Genomic DNA, 14652 nt, shown 5'->3' on the forward strand with positions numbered 1-14652 from the left:
ACGGGAGCCGCTTGGCGGCCACCTTCGCCAAGGAGGGCGCCCGCGTGTGCCTGACCGACCGGGACGGCGCGGACCTCGCCCGCGTCGCTGGCGCGCTGACCCTCCCGGACGGCAGCTTCACCCACGCCGCCGACCTCACCGACGACGCGTCCCTCGCCGCCCTCGTCGCCGCGGTGGGCGAGCGCTTCGGCGCGCCGGACGTCGTGATCAACAACGCCGGCATCTACCCCTCCGGCTTCCTGCTCGACATCACGGTCGCAGAGTGGGACCGCATCTTCGACGTCAACCTGCGTGCGCCGTTCATCCTGTCGACCGCCTTCGCCAAGCAGATGATCGCCGAGGGCGTGCGCGGCTCGATCGTCAACATCGGCTCCGGCGCGTCGCGCAAGATGCGCCGCACGGTGGTGCCCTACTGCACCTCCAAGACCGCGCTCGACCGGCTCACCAAGGGCCTGGCGCTGGAGCTCGCCGAGTTCGGCATCCGCGTCAACGCGCTGGAGCCGGGCTTCGGCGCGGGCTCCACCGTCAGCGCGCTGAGCGAGGCGCACGTCGCGCGCACCACCGCCGCGATCCCGCTCGGCCGGCAGTCCAACGGCGACGACATCGGCGCCGCCGCGCTCTACCTCGCCTCCGGCGCGGCCGAGTACGTCACCGGCGCGACGCTCACCGTCGACGGCGGCAACTCGATCGGCTCGCTCGAGGTCCACCAGGACAAGAAGAACCCGCTCTAGGAGGACCCCATGGCACACGACGAATACACCTGGCCGGCCGGCGTCCAGAGCGCCGCCTGCTTCACCCTCGACCTCGACGCCCACTCGCCGCACCTGTGGATCCACCGGGGCGGGATGCCGCAGCTCCTGTCGCACCTCGAGCAGCGCCGCTTCGGCCCGCGCGTCGGCGTCGGCCGCATCCTCGACCTGCTCGACCGGTTCGCGATCAAGGGCACGTTCTTCGTCCCCGGCTTCGTCGCCGAGGAGTTCCCGGAGATCCTGCCCACCCTCGTCGAGCGGGGCCACGAGATCGGCCTGCACGGCTACTTCCACGAGCTCGCCAACGACCTCTCCGACGAAGGTTTCACCCACGCGCTCGACCACTCCATCGCCCTCTTCGAGGCGCAGACCGGGATCCGCCCCAAAGGCTTCCGCTCCCCCGCCTGGGAGATGACGCCGCACATGCTGGCGGAGGTGAAGCGCCTCGGCATGTGGGACTCGTCCCTGATGGGCTACGACCACCCCTACACCGTCGACGGCGTGACCGAGATCCCGCCGCAGTGGACGCTCGACGACGCGGTCTATTTCAAATTCCTCGGCGGCGGGGTGGACCTCGCGCCGCCGTCCGCGCCGGGCCCGATCCTCGACGGCTGGCTCGACGAGTGGGAGGGCCTGCATCGCTTCGGCAGCCTCTTCATGCTCACCGTGCACGATTGGATCTCCGGCCGCGCCCAGCGCATCGTCATGCTTGAGAAGCTGCTGACGCGCATCACCGCCGAGAAGAGCGTGTGGTGGGCCACCGTGTCCGAGATCGCCGCCCACCACGAGGCGACGCAGAAGGACCGCTACGTGATCGACCCGTCGGTGCCCCAGGGTGTCGAAGGGCATCCGGCCTGGCGGGGCTGACGCGGCATGCAGACCTGGACCATCGAACGGCACGAAGTCTCGTCCGAGCACGGCCTCGTGGCGGCGCAGAACATGGAGGCGGCGGCGGCCGGGGCGAAGGTGCTCGCCGCCGGCGGCAACGCCATGGACGCCGCGATCGTCACCGCGCTGGTGCTCGGCACGGTCGAACCGTGGCTGAGCGGCATCGGCGGCGGCGGCTTCCTGCTCCACGCCGACGGTGCCACCGGCGCGGTCGACACGCTCGACTTCAACGTCCGCGCCTTCGCCGCCCTCGACCCCGCCGACTACCCGCTGACCGGCGGCATGGACGGCGAGTGGTTCGCCTGGCCCGCCGTGAAGGACGACCGCAACATCTCCGGCTACACCTCGATCTGCCTGCCCGGCGCGATCGACGGGTTCGCCGAGGCGCTCGCCCGCTACGGCACGCTCTCCTGGGGCGACGCGCTGGAGCCGGCGATCGCTTTCGCCGCGCGAGGCATGGCGGTCGACTGGTTCGCCTCGTTGTGCCTGGCGATCGACGCGCCGGGCCTGCGCGCCTTCCCCGCCTCCGCGGCGCTCTTCCTGCCGGGGGGTGGACCGCCGATCGCCAAGGGCGCGACCGAGGCGCGCTACCTGCCGATGCCCGGCAAGGCGGCGCTGCTGCGCCGTCTCCAGGCCCGCGGCGCGCGCGACTTCTACGAAGGCGAGAGCGCCGCGATCCTCGTCGACGATCTCGTCGAAGGCGGCGCGGCGGCGACGGCGGGGGACCTCGCCGCCTACCGCGCCGCATGGCGTCCGCCGCTGACGACGCACTATCGCGGCCGCGAGTTGGCGCTGATCCCCGGCCTCAGCGGCGGCCCCAGCCTCGCCCGCGCCTTCGCCCTGCTGGAAAAAGGCTGGACCCCCAAGGCCGCGCCGGACGCCGAGGCCGCGCTCGCCTACGCCGACGCCGTCCGCGGCTCCTACCGCGAGCGGCTCAACACCATGGGCCACGCCGCCGAGGGAGACGACTGCACCAGCCATGTCAGCGTGGTCGACAAGGCCGGCAACATGGTCGCCCTGACCAACACGATCCTGTCGCGCTTCGGCTCCAAGGTGGTGCTGCCGCGCTCCGGCATCCTGATGAACAACGGCATGATGTGGTTCGACCCGCGCCCCGGCATGCCCAACTCCATCGCCCCCGGCGCCCGGCCGCTCGCCAACATGTCGCCGGCGATCATGCTGCAGGACGGGCGCCCCGCCCTCGCCATCGGCGCCGCCGGCGGGCGCACCATCTTCCCCACCGTGGCGCAGATCCTCTCCTACGTGGTCGACTACGGCATGACCCTCGAAGCCGCGTTCCAGACCCCGCGGATCGACGCCAGCACGCCGACCATCAAGGTCAACCGCGCCGCCGCGCCCGACGTCGCCGCCAAGGTGGCGACCAGATTCCCGGTCGAGATCGTCGACGACACGCTCTACCCGACCAACTTCGCGATCCCCTCCGCCGTCGGCCGCGACCTCGCCACCGGCCGCAACACCGGGATGGGCCACCACTCGAGCCCGTGGGCGGGCGTCGCCGTCGGAGCGCCCGCCGATGGCTGAGGCGCCGGTCCTCTCCGTCCGGAACCTCGTCACCGAGATCGGCGGCCGCGCGGTCGTCGACGACGTCTCGCTCGACGTGATGCCCGGCGAGGTGGTCGCGCTCGTCGGCGAATCGGGCTCCGGCAAGAGCCTCACCGCGCTCTCGGTGATGGGCCTCCTGCCGCGCGCCGCCACCGCGACGGCCGGCCAGGTACTGCTCGAGGGGGACGATCTCCTGGCGAAGAGCGAGCGACAGATGCGCGCGATCCGCGGCAAGCGGGTGTCGATGATCTTTCAGGAGCCGGTCGCCTCGCTCAACCCGCTGGTGCCGGTCGGCGATCAGGTCGCCGAGAGCCTCGTCGTCCACCGCGAGGCGTCGCCGCGCGAGGCCGCCCGCCGGGTGATCGAGATGCTGGGGCATGTCGGCATCCCGCAGCCGGAGCGGCGGGCGCGGCAGCTCCCGGCGGAGCTGTCGGGCGGGATGTGCCAGCGCGTGATGATCGCCTCGGCGCTCATCTCCAACCCGCGGCTACTGATCGCCGACGAGCCGACCACCGCGCTCGACGTCACCATCCAGGCACAGATCCTGAGGCTGATGAAGGCGCTGCGCGAGGAACGGGGCACCGCCATCCTCATCATCACCCACGACATGGGCGTCGTCGCCGACATCGCCGACCGGGTCTGCGTCATGTACGGCGGCCGCGTGGTCGAGACCGGGCCGGTGTTCGACGTGTTCGATAATCCGAGCCACCCCTACACGCGCCTGCTGCTCTCCACGATCCCGCGCCTCACCGGCCATCGCAAGCAGGAGCTGCGCGCCATCGAAGGCACGGTCCCCGACCTCGCCCACTGGCCGACCGGCTGCCGTTTCCGCACCCGCTGCCCCATCGCCCAGGACGACTGCGCGCGGATGCCGCCGCTGATGGGCGTGGATCCGCTGCATCAGGCGGCCTGCTGGCATCTCGACCGCGCGCGACAGATGGATCAGGCGGAGGCCGTGCGATGAAAGAGCCCCTCCTCAAGGTGGAGGACCTGAAGGTCCACTTCCCCGTGCGCGGCGGCTGGCTGGGCGGTGAGATCGGCACCGTGAAGGCGGTGGACGGGTTCGACATCGAGATCGGCAAGGGCGAGACGGTCGCCCTCGTCGGCGAGAGCGGCTGCGGCAAGTCCACCGCCGGCAACGCCATCCTCGGCCTCGTCCGCGCCACCGGCGGCCGCGTCCTCTTCGAGGGGACCGACATCCTGTCGCTCGACCCCGCGGCCCGCGCCGAGGCCCGGCGCGACATGCAGGTGATCTTTCAGGACCCCGTGTCGGCGCTAAATCCGAAGCTCACCATCGCCCACTCCATCGCCGAGCCTCTGATCATCGAGGGCGTCCCCGCCAAGGCGCGGCGCGAGCGGGTCGCCGACCTGCTGGCGACCGTCGGCCTCAACCCCTCGCAGGCGAAGCGCTACCCCAACGAGCTCTCCGGCGGGCAGCGCCAGCGCGTCGTCATCGCCCGCGCCCTCGCCCGCTCGCCCAAGCTCATCGTCTGCGACGAGCCGACGTCGGCGCTGGACGTGTCGATCCAGTCGCAGATCCTCAACCTTTTGATGCGGCTGCAGAAGGAGTTCGGATTCTCCTACCTCTTCATCTCGCACGACCTCTCCGTCGTGCGGCACATCGCCGACCGCGTGGCGGTGATGTACCTCGGCACCATCGCCGAGGAGGGCGAGGCCGAGACCGTCTTCGACCACCCGGTGCACCCCTACACGGAGGCCCTGCTGAGCGCGATCCCGCTGCCCGACCCGCGCGCCCAGCGCGAGCGGCGCACGATGATCCTCAAGGGCGACCTGCCGAGCCCGCTCGACCCGCCCAAGGGCTGCCGCTTCGTCACCCGCTGCCCGATCGCCGAGCCGCGTTGCCAGACCGTACGACCGCTTCTGGCCCCCACCGCACAGGGCTCGCGCGCCGCCTGCTACGTCCGCAATCCCGCCGCCCTCCCCGACCAGGCCGCCTGAATGACCATCGAGAAGAAGAACCCCGACACGCTCGCCCCGCCGATCGGCCGCTACAAGCACCTCGCCGTGATCCCGGCCGGGTCGGACATCCTGTGCCTCGCCGGCCAGGTCGGCGTCGACCGCGAAGGGCGCCTGCCCGCGAGCGTGGAAGAGCAGCTCGAAAACGCGCTGAAGAACATCGAGAGGGTGCTCGCCAGCGAAGGGCTCGACGCGTCGGCCGTCTTCAAGATCAACATCTGGCTGGCGACCGAGATCGACATGGACCGCTACGTCGCCGCCTGGCGCGCCTTCCACGACGACGAGCCGCCGGCGACCACGTTCGCCTACGTCGCCCGGCTCATCCAGCCGCAATATCTGTGCGAGATCGAGGCCTGGGCGGCCCGCACGCCGCCCTGATCGAGCGGTGCCGCCGAGGCTGGCCGCCCCTGAGCGGTAGAAGGATACCGGAGCGGGGCGCCGGGTCGAGCAAAAAGGGCGCTGCATAGCAGTTCCCCACCGTTGGGACTGTGGTCTTAGCGGCGGTGTCCGGCGCCCGGTCTCGGACGCGCTCGGAGCGGCCGCGCGACCGAGCGGCGTCCGCCCCCCGCGATGGCCGAAAACCCCGCGCGCGATGGGCGGATGCGACGCCCTCCCCGCATCACAAGCCGCTGCCGATCCCGCCCCACGCGCCTCCCGGAGAGGCCGCGCCGCGCGATGTCTCGGGGGGCCGCGAGCGGGCGAGGGATGGCGGTGTCGCACCCTCGGACGGGCTTGCGCGGTCCTTTACCCGCGGACAGGCGGCCCTTAATACACATTACTAACGCCTTGAGGGCGTTGCGAAACAGTCTCTAAGACCCTGCACGGGCCGGAACCAGCGCCTTCCCCAGGCCGCGCTCTCGTTTCGGCGCATCCCCTCCCGCCTGTGCCCCGCCGCGTGATCCGAACGGGTCCGCCGGCGGACCACATCGGGAGCTGATGACCGGCGAGCCGCAGACCATAGGCGAGCGTACCATCCGGACCGCGGTATCCACCGCCGCCCGGGCCCCTCGCCGCGTGCCGCCGTCGCTCGTCGACAAACGTCTGGCCGCTCGCGCGGCGCCGCGCGGGCCATGCCTCGGCCGTGCCCCGCTCCGCAACGCCTTCGAACCACTTTGAACCATCGACATGGCCGGCCCGGACCGATGCGCGCAGGCGCACCGGGGCGGGCGCGGCCGTGTCTCGACACGCCCAACCGCCGGAGACACCATATGACGATTTCCTCACCCCACCGGACGATGGCGCGGCTCCTCGCCGCCTCGGCGCTCGCCGCCGCGCCGCTCATGGCCGCGCCCGCCCTCGCACAGGATGCCGTGAAGGTCGGCTTCGTCTACTTCCTGTCGGGCGCCGGCGCGGCTTACGGCGACGGGGCGCGCAAGGCGGCCGAGCTGATGGTCGACGCGCTCAACGAGGGCGCCGTCCCGGCGCCGTACGACAAGGTCGGCATCAACGGCGTGCCGCTGGAGGCGATCTACGTCGACGAAGCGGGCGGCGTGCGCAAGCAGATCGCCGAGTACCGCCGCCTCGTCGAGAGCGAGGGGGTCGACATGGTGCTCGGCTACACCTCGTCGTCCAACTGCAACGCGCTGGCGCCCATCGTCGAAGAGCTCGAGACGCTCACCAACTTCTTCCACTGCGGCAACCCGGGCCTCTTCGAGGAGGTCGATACCGACCCGTTCTACGCCATCCGCTCCGCACCGATGGGGACGATGGATCAGGTCGGCCTCGCCCGCTACATTGCCGAGATCTACCCGGACGCGGCGACCTTCTCCGGCGTCAACCAGGACTACTCCTGGGGGCAGGACAACTGGGCCGAGTTCCAGGCCGCGATGACGGCGCTGAAGCCGGATGCGGCGTTCAAGAACGCGCTGTTCCCGCAGCTCGGCGCCGGTGACTACGGCAGCGAGATCTCCGCCCTCGCCGCCGACCCGGCGGACATCACCTTCGTCTCCTTCTGGGGCGGCGACGCGGACGCGCTGATGCTGCAGGCCAACTCGCGCGGCCTCGGCATGTCGACCGACTTCGCCTTCACGCTCGGCACCGGCGTCATCAACGGGCTGGGGCAGAACACGATCTCCGGCACTATCGTTGGCGGCCGCGGTCCCAACTCCTACCTCGACCAGGAGACCGAGCTCTCGACCTGGTTCGCCGACCTCTACCAGGAGACCTACGGCGCCTATCCGCCGCTGTCGGCGCACGTCGCCGCGCAAGGGCTCCTCGGCGTGAAGGCCGCCGCGGAGAAGGCCGCCGATGGAGAAGGCGCGCTCCCCGAGACCGACGCCATCGTCGAAGCCATGAAGGGCCTCACCTACGAGACCACCAACGGCTACCCGATCACGATGGGCCTCCACGACGGCAACCAGGGCGTCTCGGCGACCGCCTACGGCACCTATACCGGCTGGGACTCCGAGACCGACATGCCGATCATCGAGAACGTGACGATCTACGACGCCGAATGCGTCAACCCGCCCGAGGGCGTGAAGGCGCTGGAGTGGATCGAGGGCGGCTTCGAGGGCGCCTCCTGCTGAGGCGCTGGCGCCGACTTGGCCGGCGCCTCTCCTCCGTGCCTCGCGGCCGGGCCTCGTGTCCGGCCGCCCCCCTTCCCGATGCGCGCGCTGCAGTCCCGTGCCCGGCGATCCGGCCGGTTACGGGACTGCAGCGTTCGTCAGTCCGAGAGCCCCATGAATCTCGCCCAAATCATACTGATCGACGGCATTTCCTATGCCGGCTGGCTGTTCCTGGTCAGCATCGGCCTCACCCTCGTCTTCGGGGTGCTGCGCCTTCTCAACATCGCCCACGGCGGCTTCTACGCGCTGGGCGCGTACGTCGCGGCCTACGCCATCGGCCTCGCTGCGCAGAACGGGTTCGGGGTCGGCGTGCAGCTCCTCGTCGCGCTCGTCGGCGCGTGCGGGGTGGGCGGGCTCGTCGGCCTCCTGGTGGAGCGCACGGTGCTGCGCCGGCTCTACGACCACCCGGAGGTGCTGACCCTCTTCGCCACCTACGCCGTCTTCCTGATCCTCGAGGACGTCACCAAGCTCGTCTTCGGCGGCCAGCCGATCTACGCGTTCCAGCCGCGCAACGCCTTCGGCATGGTCGACCTCGGCCCCCTCGCCTATCCGGTGTACGACGTCGCCACCGTCGCGGTCGCGGCCCTCGTCGCCGCCGCGGTCTGGTTCGTGCTCAACCGCACCAAGACCGGCCGCTGCGTCATCGCCGTCGTCAACGACCGCGAGATGGCCGCCTCCATGGGCGTCAACGTCACCGCGATCATGATCGGCACCTTCGTCGTCGGCACCGCGCTCGGCGCCTTCGCCGGGGCGATCACCGCGCCCAAGATCGCCGTCGCGCCCGGCATAGGCGTCGAGGTGGTGGTGCTGGCCTTCGCCGTCATCGTCATCGGCGGGCTGGGGTCGATCGGCGGGGCGGTCGTCGGCGCGCTCGTCGTCGGCATCGCCCGCGCGGCGGCGACGCACCTCGCGCCCGACTTCGCCGTCTTCGCGGTCTACGCCGCGATGGCCGTGGTGCTGACGATCCGGCCCTACGGCCTGTTCGCCCGCCCGATGGCCCGCAAGATCTAGAGGCGCCCGCATGACCCGACTTTTCGATCCCACGATCATCCTCGTCGTCCTCGGCGCCGTCGCCCTGTCGTTCGCCGAGGGCGCGATGCCGGGCTGGGTCGTCTACATGACGCAGCTCGCCATCGCCGCCGCCCTCCCCGCGCTCGGCTGCATGATCATGCTGCGCTCGGGCCTCCTGTCGTTCGGCCAGGGGCTCTACTACTTCCTCGGCGCCTACGGCATCGCGCTGACGCAGGACCACCTCGGCCTGACGGACGCGTTCGCCGGCCTCGCCGTCGGCGTGCTCGCCTCCGTCGTGGTCGCCATCGTGATCGGCCTCTTCCTGGCGCGCTACCGCGGCATCTTCTTCGCGATGCTGACCCTGGCGCTGTCGATGGTGGTCTACGGCATCGCCATCAAGATGGACCTCTTCGGCCGCTCGGATGGGCTGAACGTCGCGCGCCTCTCCTACCTCGGCCTCACGCCGGGGCGCGAATGGGCCTCGGCCTCGCTGTTCTTCCTGTGCGTGTGGCTCTTCGCGCTGGCGGCGATCGCGACGCACCTCTACCTCACCTCCCGCTTCGGCAAGATGCTGTCGGCGATCCACGACAACGAGACGCGCGTCGAATATCTCGGCTGGTCGGTGCGCCATGCGGTCCACGTCAACTACGTGGTCGCGGCGGTGCTCGGCAGCCTCGGCGGCGCGGTCGCGGCCGCCTCCGCCCGCTACGCCGACCCCAGCCTCGCCTACTGGACCACCTCGGGCGAGTTCGTCTTCATCGTCTTGATCTCGGGCCAGGCGAGCGTCCTCTCGCCGCTCTTCGGCTCGGCCTTCCTGGAGGTGCTGCGTGCCTACGCCTCGGCGCACTTCCCGGACGAATGGCAGCTCGTGCTCGGCGCCGTGATGCTCCTCATCATCCTCTTCCTCCCCAAGGGCCTTGGCCACCTCTTCGTCTTGGCCAAACGTGCCGTGGTGCGGCCCGCCGGCGCCGCCGAGCGAAAGGAGCGCGCCCGATGACGCCTATCCTGGAATGCCGTGACATCGCCAAGTCCTTCGGCGGTTTCGCCGCGGCGAGCGGCATCGACCTGAAAGTCGGCGAGGGGGACATGGTCGGCGTCATCGGCTCCAACGGGGCCGGCAAGACGACGCTGATCAACATCGTCTCCGGCTACCTGAAGCCGACCAAGGGCAAGGTCTTCTTCCGCGGCGAGGACGTGACCGGGGTGCCGGCGCGGCGGCTCGCCCGCAAGGGCATCGCGCGGTCCTTCCAGGTGCCGCAGCTCTTCACCTCGGCGACCGCGCTCGAAAACATGATGATGGCGCTCGGCCTCGTCGCCCGCCCGCGCGGCGAGATCCTCGCCCGGTTCGACGACGCCGCGCTGAAGGCCGCCGCACACGCGACGCTGGCCGAATACGGGATCGACGGTGCCGCCTCGAGCCTCGTCTCGGAGCTGCCGCAGGGGACGCGCAAGCTCCTCGACATCGCGATGGCGATGGCCGCCGAGCCGCGCCTGGTGCTCCTCGACGAGCCGACCAGCGGCGTCTCCAACGAGGAGAAGAACGACGTGATGCAGCGCCTCGCCGAGCGGTTCCGCGCCCACGGCACGACCGTGGTCTTCATCGAGCACGACATGGACATCGTCGCACGCTTCGCCACCCGCGTCGTCGCGCTGACCGACGGCATGGTGATCGCCGACGGCACGCCGAGCGAAGTGTTCGCCCATGCCGAGGTGGCAAGCGTCATCGTCGGCACGCCGGTCGCCACGGGAGGAGAAGGCTGATGCTGCGGCTCGACGACGTCTCCGTCTCCATCGCCGGCGCGGCGATCCTCCAGGGCGCCTCGCTGGAGGTGCCGGCGAACGCCTTCGTCGGCCTCGTCGGCCGCAACGGCGCCGGCAAGACGACGCTGATGCGCGCGGCCATGAACCTCGTCCCGGTCGACGGCGGCACCATCACCATCGCCGGCACCGACACCACCCGCGCCGCGCCGCACGTCCATGCCCGCCAGGGCGTCGGCTACATGCCGGAGGACCGCCGCCTGGTCGCCGACTGGAGCGTCGACGACAACGTGCGCCTGCCGGCCTGGGCCGCGCGCACGGCCGATGCCGAAGCGCGGGTGAAACGCATCTACGACCTGGTGCCGGAGGTGGAGAAGGTGCGAACCCGGCGCGCGATGCAGCTCTCCGGCGGGCAGCAGAAGCTGGTGGCCCTGGCGCGCGCGTTCGTCGCCGGCACGCGGCTGATGATCCTCGACGAGCCGTTCGAGGGGGTGGCGCCGGCGCTGGTACAGCGCCTCGTCGAGATCCTGTCGGCCCTGCGCCAGGAGGGCGACCACAGCGTCCTGATCTCCGAGTCGGACGCCCACCACAGCACCGCCTTGGTCGACCGGGTCTATACGATCGAGCGCGGCCGCGTCTCGACCGCGTGAGGGATCAGGGCGGCGCGCCGCGCAGCTCGTAGAACTTCGCGCAGAAGCGGATGAAGGCGAGTTCCGGCTTCTTCGGCGGCGCCTTTTGCGCGTTGGCGAGCCAGTCCCGCCATTCCTGCTCGATGTAGTAGGGATCCCAGCCGGGGGCGGCCTCGCGCGCCTCGTCGTAGGTGTCGCCGTCGAGGACGATGACGCGGATCCACTCCGGATAGGCGTCGACCTTCTTCATGGTCTGCCGGTTGAGGACGACGAGCTGGTCCTTCTCGCTGTCGAACACCAGGCGATAGTCCGGGATGTGGTTGTGCTCCTGGTCCTCGTCGACGATCTTGGTGACGAGGCGGCGGAACTCCTTGTCGGACGAATTCGACCCGCACTTGAGGCGCAGCTTGGTGAGCCCGATGCGCCACTCGTTGGACTGACCGCAGTGCTTGCGGGCGATCTCGTAGAGACGGCGCTCCAGAGGCTTGCGCAAGCGGAAATAATTGCGGTGCAGGGTCAGCACCTCACGACCCTTAATGGCGTTGAAGACCCAGTCCGACAGGCGCACCTCGATGTCCTGCATGCGCCCGTCGCGGGTCTGACGCACGACGTCGGCGCTCTCGACGAGGCCGAAGATGCGCGTCTGCTCGACACCGCCGGTGACGATGTTCGTGGTCACGGTGGTGCCGCGCAGGCGCTCCAGGGCGGCGATGAACTGCTCGTAGCCGCGCCCGTCGGTGCCGCGGTTGGTGGCGGCGAGGAAGTCACGCGCCTTGAAGCGCACGGTTTGCTCGATCTGCCGGCCTTCGTTGTAGGCGGCGATGACCTGGCTGATGCAGAAGATCAGGATATCGCGGTCGTGGACCGTGGCGACCCCTTTCACCGAGGGGGTGATTTCGATGAAATGGTCGCCGTTCTCGTAGCGGCGAATGCGGCGGTCCGGCTTGGTGGAGATCGAAAAGACGGGATGTTCCATCGACGCCATGTCGCCCTTCGGGGCAGCGTCGAATATATCGCAGACGAAGAAATCGCCTTGCTGCATCCGGTCGGGAAGGAGCGGCGTGTTATCACCCACTGTTCGCCTCCTAACGTGTTTTTACCCACCGAACCGGAGAATCGTGCTTTTACCCACCGGCTCCTCGTAATCGTGTTATCACACACGAAAGCATGGCGAACGTGTTTTTACACACTTTCCAACGTGCAACTACACACCGGAAAACGTGTCTTTACCCACCGCCGAGTCGAAATCCAACCATCGTTTCAATGCGTTATCGGCCGATTTTGCGGCTTAACACTGAATCTAACACCATTTAACACTAGGCCGGCGCCAGCAGCGTCGACCCGCATCCCATTTCGCTCGGGGCCTCGGCCGGGAATCGCCGGAGTCCTCCGATGTCTGCGATTCGATGCCGCCCGTTCGCCATCGGCTGGTGAATGGACGGCATCGCGATCCCGTCAGGCGGCGAGCTGGGGGCGCTCGGCATCTTCCATCGCGCGGCGGTAGGCGACCGTCGCGTCGCCGTCCTTCAACGCCACGTCACTCCAGCCGACGATCTCGCCCGCCTTCAGAGGACGGGTGAGGGTGACGTCCTGGGCCAGGCCGATCGGCAAGGCCCCTTCGCGCAGCGAGCGCTCCGCCGGGATCAGCTTGCCCCAGACGCAGTATCCGCCCTCGCCGTCCAGGGTTTCCCCGGCCGCGAGGTCGCGCTTGGCACACGCGACGGCGTCGCCCGTGAAGGCACGTGAGGATCCGGTGGCCTTGCCCTCGATGCCCGCCAGCAGGACCGACATGTTCAGCTCCAGCCCGATCATGTGGAACGGGCGATACATCGCCGCGAACTGGCCGGTGCTGTCGGTCGGCATGCCGTACTGGCGGAAGCAGGCGGCGGCATAGTCGTTCGGGGCCTTCACCACGACGTAGACGCCCCAGCGCAGGTCGTTCATCACCGCGCGCCCGTCCGGCTCCATGGAGGTGACGACCTCGGTGATACCCTCTCGCTCCAGGACCCCGCCCAGTGCCTTGGGCCGCAGGACGTGCGCCAGATCGTGCGCACCGGAGGCCGGGAAGAGCAGCCCGTCGGACGGGACCCCCAGATCGCAGGCGTTGGCGATCGCCGCCATCTCGATGCCCGACTTCGTGCCGTCGACGAACGAGTTGAACATCTTCGGATTCATGCCGGCCTTCCGGGCGGCCTCGTCGGTCATGTTGTAGTGGGTCCAGACGGTGTCTGGCGTGGACTGGTGGAAGTGCAGCATATGCTTGGTGCCCTTCCCGGCCGCGGCGACGGTGAAGCCGCAGCAGCGCGCCCACTCCACCATCTCGGCGACGAGGGCGGGCTGGTCGCCGTAGGCCATCGAGTAGACCACGCCGGCCGCCCGCGCCTCCCTGGCGAGCGCCACGCCGGCCAGCACGTCCGCCTCGACGTTGACCATCACGACGTGCTTCCCCGCGGCGAAGGCGGCTCTGGCGTGGGCGACGCCGGCGCTGGGATGCCCCGTCGCCTCGATGACGACGTCCACGTCGTCGCGTGCCAGGGCTGTTCGGGCGTCGTCGGTATAATGCGTCGCGGCGACGTGCTGGCCGTCCCAGCCGACGGCGCGGCAAGCGGCCTTGGCGGCGTCGACACGCAGGTCGGCGATGACCGTGACCTCGAGCCCTGGCGTCGTCGGCACCTGGCTGAGGAACATCGATCCGAACTTGCCGGCACCGATAAGGCAGACCCGCACCGGCCGATCCGCCGCGCGCGCCACGAGCTGATGATAGAGAAACATGTCGGTCCTCCCGCCGTCTCTTATTTTGACGGGAGTTTATCATGCTAGTCGCAGATCGGGAGATCGATCTGACGTACGGCGTGGATCGCGCGGCGCTAAGACGCCGCCGTGTCCGGCACGAGGTCGTCGATCGTGACGTCCAGGGCTCGGGCGAGCTTGGCGAGCGTCGCCACGGAGCCGACGCTGCGGCCGGCCTCGATGTCGAGGATCTGGACGCGGTTGACGCCGGAGCGCTCCGCCAGGGCGCTGCCGGAAAGGCCGCGAAACTCGCGGAAGACCTTGAGCGGGCTCTCGCCGTCGAAGAGGCGGCGGGCGAATTCGCCCGGCAGGGCGACGTCCTCGCCACGGCGCAATGCCGCGAGCGCCTGGTCGGCCTCCACGATGTCGGCATGGTCCTCGGCGAGGGTGCGCAGGCGCTCGTACTCGGCGCGCGGAATGCTGACCATCTCCATGGCGTCGCTGACGGACTTGTTCATTCGTAGACGCTCCCGCGCGAGCCGACCTTGACGATGATGAGCACCTCGCCCTCGTCGCTCATGATGACGCGCCAGTCGCCCACCCGGAGCCGCAGGAAGGCCGTCCCGGTCAACGTCCTGACGTTGTTGGCCAGGGAGGCCGGGTCCCTGGCATATTGCTCGATCTTGGCCACGATGCGCTCGCGATCGGTGCGCGGCATGCGGCCCAAGGTGCGGCGCGCATCCCGCAGATACGTGACCGTCTTCATCGGCGGAATGTAGTTGC

The 14652-nt window shown here is 69.8% G+C and carries 15 protein-coding genes; 11 read left to right on the forward strand and 4 right to left on the reverse strand.

Annotation, left to right across the window (positions count from 1 at the left end):
* The first annotated feature begins 44 nt into the window (after positions 1-44).
* From MRB58_RS23680 to MRB58_RS23730, 11 genes are all read left to right on the forward strand, one after another.
* A complete protein-coding gene (locus tag MRB58_RS23680; RefSeq protein ID WP_371747323.1) occupies positions 45-731 on the forward strand; it encodes an SDR family NAD(P)-dependent oxidoreductase in 687 nt (228 codons plus the stop codon).
* Positions 732-740: 9 nt separating this feature from the next.
* Positions 741-1616 carry a polysaccharide deacetylase gene (locus tag MRB58_RS23685; protein ID WP_244782228.1) on the forward strand — a complete coding sequence of 292 codons (876 nt, stop codon included), beginning with the start codon at positions 741-743 and terminating at the stop codon, positions 1614-1616.
* A 6-nt stretch (positions 1617-1622) separates the two neighbouring features.
* Positions 1623-3179 carry a gamma-glutamyltransferase gene (locus tag MRB58_RS23690; protein ID WP_244782229.1) on the forward strand — a complete coding sequence of 519 codons (1557 nt, stop codon included), beginning with the start codon at positions 1623-1625 and terminating at the stop codon, positions 3177-3179.
* Complete coding sequence (locus MRB58_RS23695) at positions 3172-4164, forward strand: ABC transporter ATP-binding protein (RefSeq protein ID WP_244782230.1); 993 nt, start codon at positions 3172-3174, stop codon at positions 4162-4164. Before MRB58_RS23690 ends, MRB58_RS23695 begins: the two co-directional genes overlap by 8 nt.
* Positions 4161-5159 (forward strand): ABC transporter ATP-binding protein, encoded by a 999-nt coding sequence (locus MRB58_RS23700; protein WP_244782231.1) that lies wholly within the window; start codon positions 4161-4163, stop codon positions 5157-5159. Before MRB58_RS23695 ends, MRB58_RS23700 begins: the two co-directional genes overlap by 4 nt.
* Complete coding sequence (locus tag MRB58_RS23705) at positions 5160-5555, forward strand: RidA family protein (protein WP_244782232.1); 396 nt, start codon at positions 5160-5162, stop codon at positions 5553-5555.
* 830 nt (positions 5556-6385) lie between these two features.
* The gene (locus MRB58_RS23710; RefSeq protein ID WP_244782233.1) at positions 6386-7702 is read left to right on the forward strand and encodes an ABC transporter substrate-binding protein; all 1317 of its coding nucleotides are present in this window, start codon (positions 6386-6388) and stop codon (positions 7700-7702) included.
* A gap of 153 nt (positions 7703-7855) precedes the next feature.
* On the forward strand, positions 7856-8752 hold the full coding sequence (locus MRB58_RS23715) for a branched-chain amino acid ABC transporter permease (protein WP_244782234.1): 897 nt from the start codon (positions 7856-7858) through the stop codon (positions 8750-8752).
* Positions 8753-8762: 10 nt separating this feature from the next.
* Positions 8763-9749, forward strand: coding sequence for a branched-chain amino acid ABC transporter permease (locus MRB58_RS23720; protein WP_244782235.1), 987 nt, complete (start codon positions 8763-8765; stop codon positions 9747-9749).
* Positions 9746-10513, forward strand: a complete 768-nt coding sequence (locus MRB58_RS23725) for an ABC transporter ATP-binding protein (RefSeq protein WP_244782236.1) — start codon at positions 9746-9748, stop codon at positions 10511-10513. Before MRB58_RS23720 ends, MRB58_RS23725 begins: the two co-directional genes overlap by 4 nt.
* Positions 10513-11160: an ABC transporter ATP-binding protein gene (locus MRB58_RS23730; protein ID WP_244782237.1), complete on the forward strand. Its 648-nt coding sequence runs from the start codon at positions 10513-10515 to the stop codon at positions 11158-11160. The genes MRB58_RS23725 and MRB58_RS23730 overlap by 1 nt, the downstream gene beginning before the upstream one ends.
* Before the next feature lie 4 nt (positions 11161-11164).
* Here MRB58_RS23730 and MRB58_RS23735 read toward each other — a convergent pair whose 3' ends face one another.
* The 4 genes from MRB58_RS23735 to MRB58_RS23750 form a co-directional block, all read right to left on the reverse strand.
* Positions 11165-12214: a replication initiator protein A gene (locus MRB58_RS23735; RefSeq protein WP_244782238.1), complete on the reverse strand. Its 1050-nt coding sequence runs from the start codon at positions 12212-12214 to the stop codon at positions 11165-11167.
* A gap of 380 nt (positions 12215-12594) precedes the next feature.
* Complete coding sequence (locus MRB58_RS23740) at positions 12595-13911, reverse strand: NAD(P)H-dependent oxidoreductase (protein ID WP_244782239.1); 1317 nt, start codon at positions 13909-13911, stop codon at positions 12595-12597.
* 95 nt (positions 13912-14006) lie between these two features.
* The gene (locus tag MRB58_RS23745; protein ID WP_244782240.1) at positions 14007-14387 is read right to left on the reverse strand and encodes a helix-turn-helix transcriptional regulator; all 381 of its coding nucleotides are present in this window, start codon (positions 14385-14387) and stop codon (positions 14007-14009) included.
* Positions 14384-14635: a type II toxin-antitoxin system RelE/ParE family toxin gene (locus tag MRB58_RS23750; protein WP_244782241.1), complete on the reverse strand. Its 252-nt coding sequence runs from the start codon at positions 14633-14635 to the stop codon at positions 14384-14386. Before MRB58_RS23750 ends, MRB58_RS23745 begins: the two co-directional genes overlap by 4 nt.
* Positions 14636-14652 lie beyond the last annotated feature (17 nt).

Source organism: Acuticoccus sp. I52.16.1 (assembly GCF_022865125.1).
In the GTDB taxonomy this organism is placed as follows: Bacteria; Pseudomonadota; Alphaproteobacteria; order Rhizobiales; family Amorphaceae; genus Acuticoccus.

Excerpts from the sequence above, each read along its gene's own strand:
- MRB58_RS23690 (WP_244782229.1), top strand. The coding sequence starts at position 1,623 with ATGCAGACCTGGACCATCGAACGGCACGAAGTCTCGTCCGAGCACGGC.
- MRB58_RS23685 (WP_244782228.1), top strand. The coding sequence starts at position 741 with ATGGCACACGACGAATACACCTGGCCGGCCGGCGTCCAGAGCGCCGCC.
- MRB58_RS23700 (WP_244782231.1), top strand. The coding sequence starts at position 4,161 with ATGAAAGAGCCCCTCCTCAAGGTGGAGGACCTGAAGGTCCACTTCCCC.
- MRB58_RS23740 (WP_244782239.1), bottom strand. The coding sequence starts at position 13,911 with ATGTTTCTCTATCATCAGCTCGTGGCGCGCGCGGCGGATCGGCCGGTG.
- MRB58_RS23710 (WP_244782233.1), top strand. The coding sequence starts at position 6,386 with ATGACGATTTCCTCACCCCACCGGACGATGGCGCGGCTCCTCGCCGCC.
- MRB58_RS23725 (WP_244782236.1), top strand. The coding sequence starts at position 9,746 with ATGACGCCTATCCTGGAATGCCGTGACATCGCCAAGTCCTTCGGCGGT.
- MRB58_RS23715 (WP_244782234.1), top strand. The coding sequence starts at position 7,856 with ATGAATCTCGCCCAAATCATACTGATCGACGGCATTTCCTATGCCGGC.
- MRB58_RS23750 (WP_244782241.1), bottom strand. The coding sequence starts at position 14,635 with ATGAAGACGGTCACGTATCTGCGGGATGCGCGCCGCACCTTGGGCCGC.
- MRB58_RS23745 (WP_244782240.1), bottom strand. The coding sequence starts at position 14,387 with ATGAACAAGTCCGTCAGCGACGCCATGGAGATGGTCAGCATTCCGCGC.
- MRB58_RS23720 (WP_244782235.1), top strand. The coding sequence starts at position 8,763 with ATGACCCGACTTTTCGATCCCACGATCATCCTCGTCGTCCTCGGCGCC.
- MRB58_RS23695 (WP_244782230.1), top strand. The coding sequence starts at position 3,172 with ATGGCTGAGGCGCCGGTCCTCTCCGTCCGGAACCTCGTCACCGAGATC.
- MRB58_RS23705 (WP_244782232.1), top strand. The coding sequence starts at position 5,160 with ATGACCATCGAGAAGAAGAACCCCGACACGCTCGCCCCGCCGATCGGC.
- MRB58_RS23730 (WP_244782237.1), top strand. The coding sequence starts at position 10,513 with ATGCTGCGGCTCGACGACGTCTCCGTCTCCATCGCCGGCGCGGCGATC.